This is a genomic window from Pseudomonas sp. MF09150, assembly GCF_059862355.1.
In genome coordinates, this window is record NZ_JCBCUS010000001.1 from 1599015 (window position 1) to 1612433 (window position 13419).

The following is a 13419-nucleotide window of genomic DNA, read 5'->3' on the forward strand; positions in this document are numbered from 1 at the left end:
GGAGTTAGCCATGAAACACGAAACGATTGAAAAGAACGTCGGCCTGCTGATGTTGCTGATGGTGTTCGCCGTCAGCATCGGCGGCCTGACCCAGATCGTCCCGCTGTTCTTCCAGGACGTCACCAACAAGCCGGTGGAAGGCATGAAGCCCTACACCGCGCTGCAACTGGAAGGCCGCGATATCTACATCCGCGAAGGCTGCGTCCAGTGCCACTCGCAGATGATCCGGCCGTTCCGCGCCGAGACCGAGCGCTACGGCCACTACTCGGTCGCCGGTGAAAGCGTCTGGGACCACCCGTTCCTGTGGGGTTCCAAGCGTACTGGTCCGGACCTGGCCCGGGTCGGCGCGCGCTACTCCGATGACTGGCACCGCGCGCACTTGTACAACCCGCGCAACGTGGTGCCTGAGTCGAAGATGCCGGCCTACCCATGGCTGGTCACCGCACCGGTGGACAGCAGCCACACCGAAACCAAGCTCAAGGTCATGCGCGGCTTCGGCGTGCCGTACACCGACGAAGACATCAGCGGCGCCGTCGCCAGCCTCAAGGGCAAGACCGAAATGGACGCGCTGGTCTCCTACCTGCAAGTGCTCGGCACTGCCATCAAGAGCAAGAGGTGAGCCATGGGTCTTGAATTCGATACTGGAATGATCCGCGGCCTCGGCACGCTGGTGGTGGCAATTGCCTTCATCGGCCTCTCGCTCTGGGTATTCAACTCCAAGCGCAACCCGGAGTTCGCCCAGGCGAGCCTGCTGCCGTTTGCCGACGAGCCGCTGCCGGACGCCGTTACCCAACCTGACGCTCAACCTGAAGAGCCTGCAACAAGGAGCATTCGGCCATGACCACCTTCTGGAGTACGTGGATCTGCGTACTGACCATTGGCAGCCTGATCGGTCTGACCTGGCTGCTGATCGGCACGCGCAAGGGCGAAACCAAGGGCAGCGTCGACCAGACCATGGGCCACAGCTTCGACGGCATCGAGGAGTACGACAACCCGTTGCCGCAATGGTGGTTCCTGCTGTTCGCCGGCACCCTGGTATTTTCCGTGGGCTACCTGATCCTTTACCCAGGCCTGGGTAACTGGAAAGGCGTGCTGCCGGGTTATCAGGACGGCTGGACCCAAACCAAGGAATGGGACAAGGAAATGGCTAAGGCCGACGCCAAGTTCGGGCCGATCTTCGCCAAATTCGCAGCCATGCCCGTGGAAGACGTGGCCAAGGACCCACAAGCGCTGAAAATGGGCGGCCGTCTGTTTGCCTCCAACTGCGCGGTGTGCCACGGCTCGGATGCCAAGGGCGCGTTCGGCTTCCCCAACCTGGCTGACAACAGCTGGCGCTGGGGTGGTTCGGCAGACACCATCAAGGCCACCATCATGAATGGGCGCCATGCGGCAATGCCGGCCTGGGGTGAAGTGCTGGGTGAAGACGGGGTCAAAAACGTCGCAGCCTATGTCCGTCACGAACTGGCCAAGCTGCCCTTGCCCGCCGACAGCAGCGCCAACCTCGCTGCAGGACAGCAAGCGTTCAGCACCACCTGCGTAGCGTGCCATGGTCCTGAAGGCCACGGCGTCGAAGCCATGGGGGCGCCGAACCTGACGCAACCGGCCGCGTTCATCTACGGCACCAGCCTGACCCAACTGCAACAGACCATTCGCCATGGTCGCCAGGGCCAGATGCCAGCCCAGGAAGCCCTGCAAGGCAACGATAAAGTGCATTTGCTGGCCGCTTACGTATACAGCCTGTCCCACCCTGCTGATGGCACAACGCCAGAAAGCAAAGCCGAATAAGCCCCGGCTGCTCGACCTGGCTGCCGCATCGGATCAAGATGCGGCAGCTCCCCGCTACTGCGCGACCAAGTGTCGCACCCTTCGCCGACCTCGCTTTCCCCTCTTCCCATTCGGGTCTACGCTTGTTTCGACAGTGGGCCTGGAACCGCCATTCAGCAGCTGACGACAACCGACGACTCAGACATTTCTGCGTGATGTCAGGCGCAAAGGCTGGTTTATACCGGCTGTCGCGTCACTCGCCGTCCGTCACCTGAATAACGTGTTCATACACAGTCAGTTACATCTCACCTGACGGCCATGGATTTTTTGTCCGAGGCGACAATTTTTGCCACCTGATTTTGTCCCTACGCGGAACATGGAAAGGGCGCAGAATCTGGTTTGGCAAGCATTGACGCAGATCAGGTTGCGTTGCAATGGCACCCCGGTTTCTCCATACTTGCGACCGCTTTTTACTCCTAATAAAACACCCAAACCGTGGAACCTTAGAATGAGCACAGCAATCAGTCCGACTGCTTATAACTATAAGGTAGTCCGCCAGTTCGCCATCATGACGGTGGTCTGGGGGATCCTTGGCATGGGGCTTGGTGTCTTCATTGCCTCACAACTTGTGTGGCCTGAATTGAACTTCGGTCTTCCCTGGACGACGTTCGGACGCCTACGCCCACTGCACACCAACCTGGTGATCTTCGCCTTCGGTGGATGTGCACTGTTTGCCACTTCCTATTACGTCGTGCAGCGAACCTGCCAAACGCGACTGATTTCCGACACGCTGGCCGCCTTCACCTTCTGGGGATGGCAAGCCGTGATCGTCGGCGCGATCGTTACCTTGCCGCTGGGTTACACCACCACCAAGGAATACGCGGAACTGGAATGGCCCCTGGCCATCCTGCTGGCCATTGTCTGGGTCGTCTACGGTCTGGTGTTCTTTGGCACCATCACCAAGCGCAAGACCAAGCACATCTACGTCGGCAACTGGTTTTACGGTGCCTTCATCGTCGTGACGGCGATGCTGCACATCGTCAACCACGCCTCGCTGCCGGTCAGCTTCTTCAAGTCCTACTCGGCTTACGCCGGTGCGACCGACGCCATGATCCAGTGGTGGTACGGCCACAACGCGGTAGGTTTCTTCCTGACCACCGGCTTCCTGGGGATGATGTACTACTTCGTGCCGAAGCAGGCCGAGCGTCCGATCTACTCCTATCGCCTGTCGATCGTGCACTTCTGGGCCCTGATCACCCTGTACATCTGGGCCGGCCCGCACCACCTGCACTACACCGCACTGCCGGATTGGGCACAGTCCCTGGGCATGGCGATGTCGATCATCCTGCTGGCGCCAAGCTGGGGCGGCATGATCAACGGCATGATGACCCTGTCGGGCGCCTGGCATAAGCTGCGCACCGACCCGATCCTGCGCTTTTTGGTGGTGTCCCTGGCGTTCTACGGCATGTCGACCTTCGAAGGTCCGATGATGGCGATCAAGACCGTCAACTCGCTGTCGCACTACACCGACTGGACCATCGGCCACGTACACGCCGGTGCTCTGGGCTGGGTGGCGATGATCTCGATCGGCGCGCTCTACCACATGATCCCGAAAGTCTTCGGGCGCCCGCAGATGCACAGCATCGGCCTGATCAACACCCACTTCTGGCTCGCGACCATCGGTACCGTGCTCTACATCGCTTCGATGTGGGTCAACGGCATCACCCAGGGCCTGATGTGGCGCGCAATCAACGATGACGGCACCCTCACCTACTCCTTCGTCGAAGCCCTGCAAGCCAGCCACCCTGGTTTCATCGTTCGTGCCCTGGGCGGTGCGTTCTTTGCCAGCGGCATGCTGTTCATGGCCTACAACGTGTACCGCACCGTTCGCGCCTCGAACCCGGCTGAAGCTGAAGCCGCTGCTCAGATCGCTGTAGTTGGAGCTCACTGATGAAGCACGAAGTAGTCGAGAAGAATATCGGCCTGCTGGCCTTCTTCATGGTCATCGCCGTCAGCATCGGCGGCCTGACCCAGATCGTCCCTCTGTTCTTCCAGGACGTGACCAACAAGCCGGTCGAAGGCATGAAGCCGCGCACCGCCCTGGAACTGGAAGGCCGCGACGTTTATATCGCCAACGGCTGTGTCGGCTGCCACTCGCAGATGATCCGTCCGTTCCGCGCTGAAACCGAACGTTACGGCCACTACTCGGTCGCCGGTGAAAGCGTCTGGGACCACCCGTTTCTGTGGGGTTCCAAGCGTACCGGCCCGGACCTGGCCCGAGTCGGCGGTCGTTACTCCGATGACTGGCAGCGTGCGCACTTGTACAACCCGCGCAACGTAGTGCCCGAGTCGAAAATGCCGGCTTATCCGTTCCTCGTGGAAAACAAGCTCGACGGCAAGGACACCGCCAAAAAAATGGAAGTCTTGCGCACGCTCGGCGTCCCTTACACCGACGAAGACATCGCCGGTGCCAAGGATGCTGTGAAGGGCAAAACCGAAATGGACGCGCTGGTGGCCTATCTGCAAGGCCTGGGCACCATCATCAAAAGCAAACGGTGATCTAGATGGATATCGGGATGATTCGAGGCCTGGGCACCGTTGTCGTGATGGTGGCCTTCATCGGCTTGGCGCTATGGGTGTTCAGCCCCAAGCGCAAGTCCGAGTTTGAAGACGCGACCTTGCTGCCCTTCGCGGATGATCCCGAAGCCATCAAGCACGTCGAGCAAGCTTCTAGGAGTAACAAAGAATGACTACGTTCTGGAGTCTGTACGTCACAGTCCTCAGTCTGGGTACCATCTTCGCCCTGACCTGGCTGCTGCTGTCGACCCGCAAGGGCCAGCGCGCCGAGCAGACCGACGAGACGGTTGGCCACTCCTTCGACGGGATCGAGGAGTACGACAACCCGCTGCCGAAATGGTGGTTCATGCTGTTTGTCGGCACCATCATCTTCGCCCTGGGTTACCTGGTGCTGTACCCGGGTCTGGGCAACTGGAAAGGCCTGCTGCCGGGTTATGCCTACCTGGATAACGACAAGAAAACCGAGTTCGCCAACGGCCAGTCCGGCTGGACCGGCGTGCACGAATGGGAAAAGGAAATGGCCAAGTCGGACGCCAAGTTTGGGCCGATCTTCGCCAAATTCGCTTCGATGCCCATTGAAGAAGTGGCCAAGGACCCGCAAGCGCTGAAGATGGGTGGTCGCCTGTTCGCCTCCAACTGCTCGGTGTGCCACGGTTCCGATGCCAAGGGCGCCTACGGCTTCCCGAACCTGACCGACGCCGACTGGCGCTGGGGCGGCGAGCCGGAAACCATCAAGACCACCATCATGGGCGGTCGCCACGCAGTGATGCCGGCCTGGGCCGAAGTCATTGGCGAGCAAGGCGTCAGCGATGTGGCGGCTTATGTCCTGACCAACCTCGATGGGCGCAAGCTGCCGGAAGGCGCCAAGGCCGACGTGGCTGCGGGGCAGAAGCTGTTCGCCGCCAACTGCGCGGTCTGCCACGGTCCGGAAGGCAAGGGCACTCCAGCAATGGGCGCACCTAACCTGACCCACCCGGCCGCCTTCATCTACGGCTCGAGCTTTGCCCAACTGCAGCAGACCATCCGTTACGGCCGCCAGGGCCAGATGCCTGCCCAGGAACAACTGCAAGGCAACGACAAGGTTCACCTGCTGGCCGCTTACGTCTACAGCCTGTCGCACAGCGACAAGGCGCCTGAGGCAGACGCCCAGTAAGGCAAACGCCTGAAACAAAAAAAGGCCCCGCCCATGTAAATGAGCGGGGCCTTTTTGTTTTCATGCCCTCGCCGCCCCGGCAAAGCCGTCCATAATTCACAAGTCAATTGATTCAAGTCATTACACCATCAATTGATTTCCCCCAACGCGACCAAAGGTCGCACCCTTGGGCCAGAGCGACAGGCGTATCATTGCGCCACTGCACTACCTTTCTTGACCGCGGTCGGCACGTACTGACCGAGGCATTTTTCCACTGCCGTGGGATGCAATGATGAGCAATCAGATTCCGGTACAAAACGTTACCCCGCCTGCCAAGAACGCGAACAACAGCGTCGACCTTTACGCCTCCCGAGAAAAAATCTACACCCGCGCCTTCACCGGACTGTTCCGCAACCTGCGGATGCTCGGGGGTGCCGGATTGTTCCTGCTGTATTTCGGCACCGTCTGGCTCAACTGGGGTGGCCACCAGGCCGTCTGGTGGAACCTGCCGGAGCGCAAATTCTTTATCTTCGGCGCCACCTTCTGGCCCCAGGACTTCATTCTGCTGTCCGGGCTGCTGATCATCGCCGCCTTCGGCCTGTTTTTCATCACTGTCTATGCCGGGCGTGTCTGGTGCGGCTACACCTGCCCGCAAAGCGTCTGGACCTGGATCTTCATGTGGTGCGAAAAGGTCACCGAAGGCGACCGCAACCAGCGCATCAAACTCGACAAGGCGCCCATGAGCGCCAACAAGTTCGTGCGCAAATTCAGTAAACACAGCCTGTGGCTGCTGATCGGTTTCGTCACCGGCATGACCTTCGTCGGTTACTTCTCACCGATTCGCGAATTGGTGATCGACTTTTTCACCGGCGAGGCAGATGGCTGGTCGTACTTCTGGGTCGGCTTCTTCACCCTGGCCACCTACGGCAACGCCGGCTGGCTGCGCGAACAGGTGTGCATCTACATGTGCCCGTATGCGCGCTTCCAGAGCGTGATGTTCGACAAGGACACCCTGATCGTCTCCTACGACCCGCGCCGGGGTGAAGCCCGTGGCCCGCGCAAGAAAGGCGCCGACTACAAGGCCATGGGCCTGGGCGATTGCATCGACTGCACCATGTGCGTACAGGTCTGCCCGACCGGCATCGACATCCGCGACGGCCTGCAGATTGAGTGCATCGGTTGCGCCGCCTGCATCGACGCCTGCGACAGCATCATGGACAAGATGGAGTACCCGCGGGGGCTGATCAGCTACACCACGGAGCACAACCTTTCCGGGCAGAAAACCCATAAACTGCGCCCGCGCCTGATCGGTTATGCGCTGGTGCTGCTGGCCATGATCAGCCTGCTGGTCACCGCGTTCTTCATGCGTTCGCTGGTGGGTTTCGACGTCAGCAAAGACCGCGTGCTCTACCGTGAAAACGCCGAGGGCCGGATCGAAAACGTCTACAGCCTGAAGATCATGAACAAGGACCAGCGCGACCACACCTACGTCCTCGACGCTGCCGGCCTGCCGGACCTGAAACTGCAAGGCAAACGCGAGATCAAGGTGGCGGCCGGCGATATCGTCAGCATGCCGGTGGAGCTGTCGAGCGCCCCGGAACAACTGCCGTCGAGCACCAACGAGGTGAAGTTCATCCTCAAGGACGCCGACGATGAAAGCGTCCACGTTGAAGCCAAGAGCCGGTTCATCGGCCCACAAATTCGTTGAGAGAAGTCATCATGCCCGCAGCAACCGCCGCAAGCCCTTGGTACAAGCACCTCTGGCCCTGGATCATCATCGGCATCCTGGCCTGTTCGGTGACCTTGACCCTGTCCATGGTGACCATTGCAGTGAACAACCCGGACAACCTGGTCAACGACAACTATTACGAGGCCGGCAAGGGTATCAATCGCTCGCTGGACCGCGAACTGCTGGCCCAGACCCTGAAAATGCGCGCCAACGTGCACCTCGACGAGCTGACCGGCGAAGTCGAGCTGCGCCTGAGCGGCAACAGCCAGCCCTCCACCCTGGAGCTGAACCTGATCTCGCCGACCCAGCCGGAAAAAGACCGCAAGATCACCCTGGCCCGCAGCGAAACCGAGCAAGGCCGCTATATCGGGCAACTGACCGACAAGGTCGAGGGCCGTCGTTTTGTCGAGCTGCTGGGCGTGGAGGGCGACAAGACCTGGCGCATGTTCGAAGAGGAGCAAGTCAGCCATGACAAGGACCTGCTGCTAGGCGACGAGCCTCTGCAAGGCGCCGAAGACCTGAAGAAGTAATGCGCACCCCTGTGGCTAGGGAGCGTGCTCCCGCAAGGCCGCACCGCGGCACCATGGTTTGCGACGCCGATCGTTCAGGTCATGCGCTTGCGCGACAGTGCATCGACCTGACTGGCGGGCACGCGCCCGCTTCCTGGCCACAACGGTTTTAATGGCTACGCACATGACCACGCCCCTCCCCTGCTACCACTGCGCATTGCCGGTTCCGTCCGGCAGCCGCTTCACCGCTGTCGTCCTGGGCCAGGCCCGCGAATTTTGCTGCCCCGGCTGCCAGGCGGTTGCCGAGGCGATCGTCGCCGGCGGCCTGGAAAGCTACTACCAGCATCGCAGCGAAGCCTCGGCCAACCCTGAGGCGCTGCCGGTGCAACTGGTGGATGAACTGGCGCTCTACGACCGCGCCGATGTGCAAAAACCCTTTGTCCGGCACCAGGGCGACCTGGCAGAAACCACGCTACTGATGGAGGGCATCAGTTGCGCCGCCTGTGGCTGGCTGATCGAGAAACACCTGCGCAGCCTGCCCGCCGTGGCTGAGGCGCGCCTGAACCTGTCCAACCATCGCCTGCACGTAAGCTGGGTCGACAGCCAACTGCCGCTGAGCCAACTGCTCAGTGAACTGCGGCATATCGGCTACGCGGCCCACCCCTACCAGGCCGATCGCGCCTCCGAGCAGTTGGCCAGCGAAAATCGCCTGGCCCTGCGCCAATTGGGGGTGGCCGGCTTGCTGTGGTTCCAGGCGATGATGGCCACCATGGCCACCTGGCCGGAATTCAACATCGACCTCAGCCCCGAACTGCACACCATCCTGCGCTGGGTCGCACTGTTCCTGACCACCCCGATCGTGTTCTACAGCTGCGCACCGTTCTTCAAGGGCGCCATGCGCGACCTGCGCACCCGCCACCTGACCATGGACGTCTCGGTGTCCCTGGCCATTGGCGGCGCCTACATTGCCGGGATCTGGACCGCCATCAGCGGGGTCGGCGAGTTGTACTTCGATGCGGTGGGCATGTTCGCCCTGTTCCTGCTGGCTGGGCGTTACCTGGAGCGCCGGGCCCGGGAACGTACCGCTGCCGCCACCGCGCAACTGGTGAACCTGCTGCCCGCCTCGTGCCTGCGCCTGGGCGCGGACGGCCAGAGCGAGCGCATCCTGCTCAGCGAACTGGCCCTGGGCGACCGGGTGCTGGTGCACCCCGGTGCCATCCTGCCGGCCGATGGCAAGATCCTCGACGGCCAATCGAGCATCGATGAATCGCTGCTGACCGGAGAATACCTGCCGCAACCGCGCACCACTGGGGATGCGGTCACCGCCGGCACCCTCAACGTCGAGGGCGCGCTGACCGTCGAGGTTCTGGCCCTGGGCCAGGACACCCGCCTCTCGGCCATCGTGCGCCTGCTGGACCGGGCCCAGGCGGAGAAGCCGCGCCTGGCGGAAATCGCCGACCGCGCCGCCCAGTGGTTCCTCCTGCTGTCATTGATCGCCGCAGCCGCCATCGGCCTGCTGTGGTGGCAACTGGATGCCTCCCGGGCGTTCTGGATCGTTCTGGCGATGCTGGTCGCCACCTGCCCGTGCGCGCTGTCCCTGGCCACCCCGACCGCACTCACCGCGGCCACCGGCACCCTGCACAAACTGGGCCTGCTGCTCACTCGCGGCCATGTGCTGGAGGGCCTGAACCAGATCGATACGGTCATTTTCGACAAGACCGGCACCCTCACCGAAGGGCGCCTGGCCTTGCGCGCCATCCGGCCGCTGAGCCACCTCGACAGCGAGCAGTGCCTGGGCCTTGCCGCCGCGCTGGAAAATCGTTCGGAGCACCCAATCGCCCGCGCATTCGGACGCGCCCCGGTGGCAGCCGAAGAAGTGCTCAGCACCCCGGGCCTGGGCCTTGAAGGCCGAGTCGGCGAACAGCACTTGCGCATCGGCCAGCCGGCCTTTGTCTGCGCCCTGAGCGGCGCGGCACTGCCAGCCCTGCCTGATGAGGCCGGACAATGGCTGCTGCTGGGCAACCGCCAGGGCCCGCTGGCCTGGTTCGTCCTGGATGATCGGCTGCGCGCCGACGCCCCTGCCCTGCTCGCCGCCTGCAAGGCACGCGGCTGGCGCACCTTGCTGCTGTCCGGCGACAGCTCGCCGATGGTTGCCAGCGTCGCCGCCGAACTGGGGATCGATGAAGCCCACGGCGGCTTGCGCCCGGATGACAAGTTGCAAGTCCTGCAACAGTTGCATCAACAGGGACGCAAGGTGCTGATGCTCGGCGACGGGGTCAATGATGTGCCGGTATTGGCCGCGGCCGATATCAGCGTGGCCATGGGCTCGGCCACGGACCTGGCGAAAACCAGTGCCGACGCGGTGCTGCTGTCCAATCGCCTGGAGGCCCTGGTACAGGCCTTCAGCCTGGCCCGGCGTACCCGGCGGGTGATCATCGAAAACCTGCTGTGGGCCGGGCTGTACAATGGCCTCATGCTGCCGTTCGCCGCCCTCGGCTGGATCACTCCCGTCTGGGCTGCGGTCGGCATGTCCATCAGTTCCCTGACCGTGGTGCTCAACGCCCTACGCCTGACCCGCATGCCAGCCGTGCAGGCAGCCAGCGCCACGCCTGAAACCCGCCCGTTGCCGGCTTGAGCCGCGCCAGCATGGAGTCCAGATGCCAGCTCTTTATGTGATGATCCCGGCGGCCCTGCTGATCGTGGGCATCGCCATCTACATCTTCTTCTGGGCGGTCGACAGCGGTCAGTACGACGACCTCGACGGCCCGGCCCACAGCATTCTGTTCGACGACCAGGACCCGAAGCACCAGGCCGCCGTCGACGAAGCCAAAGGCCAGCCCGAGGCTGAGCCGGCGCCCGGCAAAGACCAGGCACCGCCCCATGCTTGAACTGGCGCCGCTGCTGGTTTCTGCCGTCATCCTCGGCCTGCTCGGCGGCGGGCATTGCCTGGGCATGTGTGGCGGCCTGATGGGCGCGCTGACCCTGGCAATCCCCAAGGAACAGCGCAGCCGACGCTTTCGCCTGTTGCTGGCCTACAACCTGGGGCGGATTCTCAGTTACGCCACGGCCGGCCTGTTGCTCGGTCTCGCCGGATGGGCGGTGGCCAACAGCCCGGCGGCGCTGTTTATGCGGGTACTCGCCGGGCTGCTGCTGATTGTCATGGGCCTGTACCTGGCCGGCTGGTGGAGCGGCCTGACCCGCATCGAAAGCCTCGGACGCGGCCTGTGGCGCCATATACAGCCATTCGCCAATCGCTTGCTGCCGGTGTCGAGCCTGCCCCGCGCCCTGCTCCTGGGCGCGCTCTGGGGCTGGCTGCCGTGCGGGCTGGTCTACAGCACCCTGCTGTGGTCGGCCAGCCAGGGGAATGCCGTGGACAGCGCACTGTTGATGCTGGCTTTCGGCCTGGGCACCTGGCCGGTGCTGCTGGCCACTGGGCTGGCCGCCGAGCGGGTCACGGCCCTGTTGCGCAAGCGCAGCATCCGCATGACGGGTGGCCTGCTGGTGATCCTGTTTGGTATCTGGACCCTGCCCGGCCCGCACCAGCACTGGCTGATGGGGCACTGAGCAACGCCCGACAGGCGTCTAGCATCACGCTTTACGCTGGTCGCATCGACCCGCGAGCCACCGACCACCCTTGATGCAAATCAAGATGGGCGCCGCATCGACCCCCTAGACTCGCGAACACTGCCAGCCTATCCGGGGGAATTCCCGCATGCTCGACGCCATTCGTTGGGACACTGATCTGATCCGCCGTTACGACCTGGCGGGGCCTCGCTACACCTCTTATCCGACCGCCGTGCAATTCAATAGCCAGGTCGGTACGTTCGACCTGCTGCACGCCCTTCGCGACAGTCGCAAGGCCCTGCGCCCGCTGTCGCTGTATGTGCATGTGCCGTTCTGCGCCAACATTTGCTATTACTGCGCCTGCAATAAAGTCATCACCAAGGACCGCGGCCGCGCCCAGCCCTACCTGCAGCGCCTGGAGCAGGAAATCCAGCTGATCGCCTGCCACCTGGACCCCAACCAGAAAGTCGAGCAGCTGCACTTCGGCGGCGGCACCCCGACCTTTCTCAGCCATGACGAACTGCGGCAACTGATGGCCCAGCTGCGCAAGCACTTCAACCTGCTGGACGACGACTCCGGCGACTACGGCATCGAGATCGATCCCCGTGAAGCCGACTGGTCGACCATGGGCCTGCTGCGCGAGCTGGGCTTCAACCGGGTCAGCATCGGCCTGCAGGACCTAGACCCGGCCGTGCAACGTGCGGTCAACCGCCTGCAAAGCCTGGAAGAAACCCGCGCCGTCATCGAAGCCGCGCGCACCCTGCAGTTTCGCTCGATCAACATCGACCTGATCTACGGCCTGCCCAAGCAGACCCCGGACAACTTCGCCCGCACCGTGGAGGAGGTGATCAACCTGCAGCCGGATCGGCTCTCGGTGTTCAACTACGCCCACCTGCCCGAGCGCTTCATGCCTCAGCGGCGGATCAACGGCAATGAACTACCGGCCCCGGCCGACAAATTGCAGATGCTCCAGCGCACCATCGAGCAACTGACAGCGGCGGGCTATCGCTATATCGGCATGGACCATTTCGCCCTGCCCGACGACGAGCTGGCCATTGCCCAGGAAGACTCGACCCTGCAGCGCAACTTCCAGGGCTACACCACCCACGGCCATTGCGACCTGATTGGTCTCGGCGTCTCGGCCATCAGCCAGATCGGCGACCTGTACTGCCAGAACAGCAGCGACCTCAATCACTATCAGAACGCCCTGGCCGGCGCCCAACTGGCCACCAGCCGCGGCCTGGTGTGCAACCCGGACGATCGGCTGCGGCGCGAGGTGATTCAGCAACTGATCTGCAATTTCAGCCTGCAATTCGAAGCCATCGAACAGGCGTTCAATATCGACTTTCACGGCTATTTCAAAGACCTGTGGCCACAACTGCGGGCCATGGCCAATGACGGCCTGATTGAGCTGGACAGCACCGGCATCACCGTACTGCCCGCCGGGCGCCTGCTGGTGCGCTCGGTGTGCATGGTGTTCGACGCCTACCTGGAACAACAGAATCGTCAGCGGTTTTCCCGGGTGATCTAGGACTTCATCAACAAGGAGGCGGCCTTGAGCACTTGCTCAGGAGACAGTCCGGACGTTTTCATGGCTTTGGCCAAGGCGTTGTTGGCGGTCAGCAAACCGGCATTGAGCCCCGCCAAGGCGGCTTGCAAGCTGCCTTGGCGGGCTTTGACCTGTTCCGGCGTGAGATGTTTGTCGGCCATGACCGCCTGCATTTCGGCCATTTTTTCGGCGATCTGCTGCTGCAACTTGCGAATCATCTTCAACAGTTGCTGGATATTCTCGGGCAGGCCGCTTTCTTCAATATCGTTGTCGGAGCCCTTGGCAGCGGAGGATTTACTTTGCCCGGCACCGGACAGCGACACTTTGACGCCCTCGGCACTGAGTGCAATGGCCCCATTGGCCGCATGAGAGGGGTCATCGCCCGCTATCGGCGAAGGCTCGATCAGTGGCTGCAAGTTGTTGTTGCCACTGGAAATGCTGCCAATGGAAGACATGATTTAGGTTCCCTGCACGATTGGCGATGACAGGTTATCGACCCCTGAAAGGAATGCTTTACGACTGAACGTCACTGCGGCGCGGACTGGCTTGAACCTTGTACTGTGAGGTACCCTTACGGCTTATGTGTGTTTCCCCA

Annotated in this window: 14 protein-coding genes; 13 read left to right on the forward strand and 1 reads right to left on the reverse strand. The window is 62.3% G+C overall.

All coding sequences use genetic code 11. The features are described 5' to 3' along the window. The first annotated feature begins 10 nt into the window (after positions 1-10). The 13 genes from ccoO (AC19YX_RS07155) (at position 11) to hemN (ending at position 12806) form a co-directional block, all read left to right on the forward strand. Positions 11-619: a cytochrome-c oxidase, cbb3-type subunit II gene (gene ccoO, locus AC19YX_RS07155; protein WP_020300406.1), complete on the forward strand. Its 609-nt coding sequence runs from the start codon at positions 11-13 to the stop codon at positions 617-619. Positions 620-622: 3 nt separating this feature from the next. Then, a complete protein-coding gene (locus tag AC19YX_RS07160; protein ID WP_020300405.1) occupies positions 623-841 on the forward strand; it encodes a cbb3-type cytochrome oxidase subunit 3 in 219 nt (72 codons plus the stop codon). Further along, positions 838-1785, forward strand: coding sequence for a cytochrome-c oxidase, cbb3-type subunit III (ccoP, locus tag AC19YX_RS07165; protein WP_500605984.1), 948 nt, complete (start codon positions 838-840; stop codon positions 1783-1785). The genes AC19YX_RS07160 and ccoP (AC19YX_RS07165) overlap by 4 nt, the downstream gene beginning before the upstream one ends. Positions 1786-2272: 487 nt before the next feature. Continuing rightward, on the forward strand, positions 2273-3715 hold the full coding sequence (gene ccoN, locus AC19YX_RS07170) for a cytochrome-c oxidase, cbb3-type subunit I (protein ID WP_078471188.1): 1443 nt from the start codon (positions 2273-2275) through the stop codon (positions 3713-3715). Further along, entirely contained in the window at positions 3715-4323 is a 609-nt protein-coding gene (gene ccoO, locus AC19YX_RS07175) for a cytochrome-c oxidase, cbb3-type subunit II (protein WP_011060240.1), read from the forward strand. Before ccoN ends, ccoO (AC19YX_RS07175) begins: the two co-directional genes overlap by 1 nt. Positions 4324-4328: 5 nt before the next feature. Further along, complete coding sequence (locus tag AC19YX_RS07180) at positions 4329-4514, forward strand: CcoQ/FixQ family Cbb3-type cytochrome c oxidase assembly chaperone (RefSeq protein ID WP_003175465.1); 186 nt, start codon at positions 4329-4331, stop codon at positions 4512-4514. Beyond that, positions 4511-5494: a cytochrome-c oxidase, cbb3-type subunit III gene (ccoP, locus tag AC19YX_RS07185; RefSeq protein ID WP_078471187.1), complete on the forward strand. Its 984-nt coding sequence runs from the start codon at positions 4511-4513 to the stop codon at positions 5492-5494. Before AC19YX_RS07180 ends, ccoP (AC19YX_RS07185) begins: the two co-directional genes overlap by 4 nt. A 271-nt stretch (positions 5495-5765) precedes the next feature. After that, positions 5766-7181 carry a cytochrome c oxidase accessory protein CcoG gene (ccoG, locus tag AC19YX_RS07190; protein WP_020300401.1) on the forward strand — a complete coding sequence of 472 codons (1416 nt, stop codon included), beginning with the start codon at positions 5766-5768 and terminating at the stop codon, positions 7179-7181. A gap of 11 nt (positions 7182-7192) precedes the next feature. After that, on the forward strand, positions 7193-7732 hold the full coding sequence (locus AC19YX_RS07195; protein ID WP_421547521.1) for a FixH family protein: 540 nt from the start codon (positions 7193-7195) through the stop codon (positions 7730-7732). A 163-nt stretch (positions 7733-7895) separates the two neighbouring features. Further along, positions 7896-10346 carry a heavy metal translocating P-type ATPase gene (locus AC19YX_RS07200; RefSeq protein ID WP_500605985.1) on the forward strand — a complete coding sequence of 817 codons (2451 nt, stop codon included), beginning with the start codon at positions 7896-7898 and terminating at the stop codon, positions 10344-10346. Between the two features lie 22 nt (positions 10347-10368). Next, on the forward strand, positions 10369-10599 hold the full coding sequence (ccoS, locus tag AC19YX_RS07205; protein WP_078471184.1) for a cbb3-type cytochrome oxidase assembly protein CcoS: 231 nt from the start codon (positions 10369-10371) through the stop codon (positions 10597-10599). Further along, positions 10592-11275, forward strand: a complete 684-nt coding sequence (locus AC19YX_RS07210; protein WP_078471183.1) for a sulfite exporter TauE/SafE family protein — start codon at positions 10592-10594, stop codon at positions 11273-11275. The genes ccoS and AC19YX_RS07210 overlap by 8 nt, the downstream gene beginning before the upstream one ends. A gap of 148 nt (positions 11276-11423) precedes the next feature. Then, on the forward strand, positions 11424-12806 hold the full coding sequence (hemN, locus tag AC19YX_RS07215; RefSeq protein WP_078471182.1) for an oxygen-independent coproporphyrinogen III oxidase: 1383 nt from the start codon (positions 11424-11426) through the stop codon (positions 12804-12806). Here hemN and AC19YX_RS07220 read toward each other — a convergent pair. Then, a complete protein-coding gene (locus AC19YX_RS07220; protein WP_078471181.1) occupies positions 12803-13279 on the reverse strand; it encodes a hypothetical protein in 477 nt (158 codons plus the stop codon). The genes hemN and AC19YX_RS07220 overlap by 4 nt on opposite strands. Positions 13280-13419 lie beyond the last annotated feature (140 nt).

Coding starts and splice junctions, on each gene's coding strand:
- ccoO (WP_020300406.1), top strand. CDS start 11: ATGAAACACGAAACGATTGAAAAGAACGTCGGCCTGCTGATGTTGCTG.
- AC19YX_RS07160 (WP_020300405.1), top strand. CDS start 623: ATGGGTCTTGAATTCGATACTGGAATGATCCGCGGCCTCGGCACGCTG.
- ccoP (WP_500605984.1), top strand. CDS start 838: ATGACCACCTTCTGGAGTACGTGGATCTGCGTACTGACCATTGGCAGC.
- ccoN (WP_078471188.1), top strand. CDS start 2,273: ATGAGCACAGCAATCAGTCCGACTGCTTATAACTATAAGGTAGTCCGC.
- ccoO (WP_011060240.1), top strand. CDS start 3,715: ATGAAGCACGAAGTAGTCGAGAAGAATATCGGCCTGCTGGCCTTCTTC.
- AC19YX_RS07180 (WP_003175465.1), top strand. CDS start 4,329: ATGGATATCGGGATGATTCGAGGCCTGGGCACCGTTGTCGTGATGGTG.
- ccoP (WP_078471187.1), top strand. CDS start 4,511: ATGACTACGTTCTGGAGTCTGTACGTCACAGTCCTCAGTCTGGGTACC.
- ccoG (WP_020300401.1), top strand. CDS start 5,766: ATGAGCAATCAGATTCCGGTACAAAACGTTACCCCGCCTGCCAAGAAC.
- AC19YX_RS07195 (WP_421547521.1), top strand. CDS start 7,193: ATGCCCGCAGCAACCGCCGCAAGCCCTTGGTACAAGCACCTCTGGCCC.
- AC19YX_RS07200 (WP_500605985.1), top strand. CDS start 7,896: ATGACCACGCCCCTCCCCTGCTACCACTGCGCATTGCCGGTTCCGTCC.
- ccoS (WP_078471184.1), top strand. CDS start 10,369: ATGCCAGCTCTTTATGTGATGATCCCGGCGGCCCTGCTGATCGTGGGC.
- AC19YX_RS07210 (WP_078471183.1), top strand. CDS start 10,592: ATGCTTGAACTGGCGCCGCTGCTGGTTTCTGCCGTCATCCTCGGCCTG.
- hemN (WP_078471182.1), top strand. CDS start 11,424: ATGCTCGACGCCATTCGTTGGGACACTGATCTGATCCGCCGTTACGAC.
- AC19YX_RS07220 (WP_078471181.1), bottom strand. CDS start 13,279: ATGTCTTCCATTGGCAGCATTTCCAGTGGCAACAACAACTTGCAGCCA.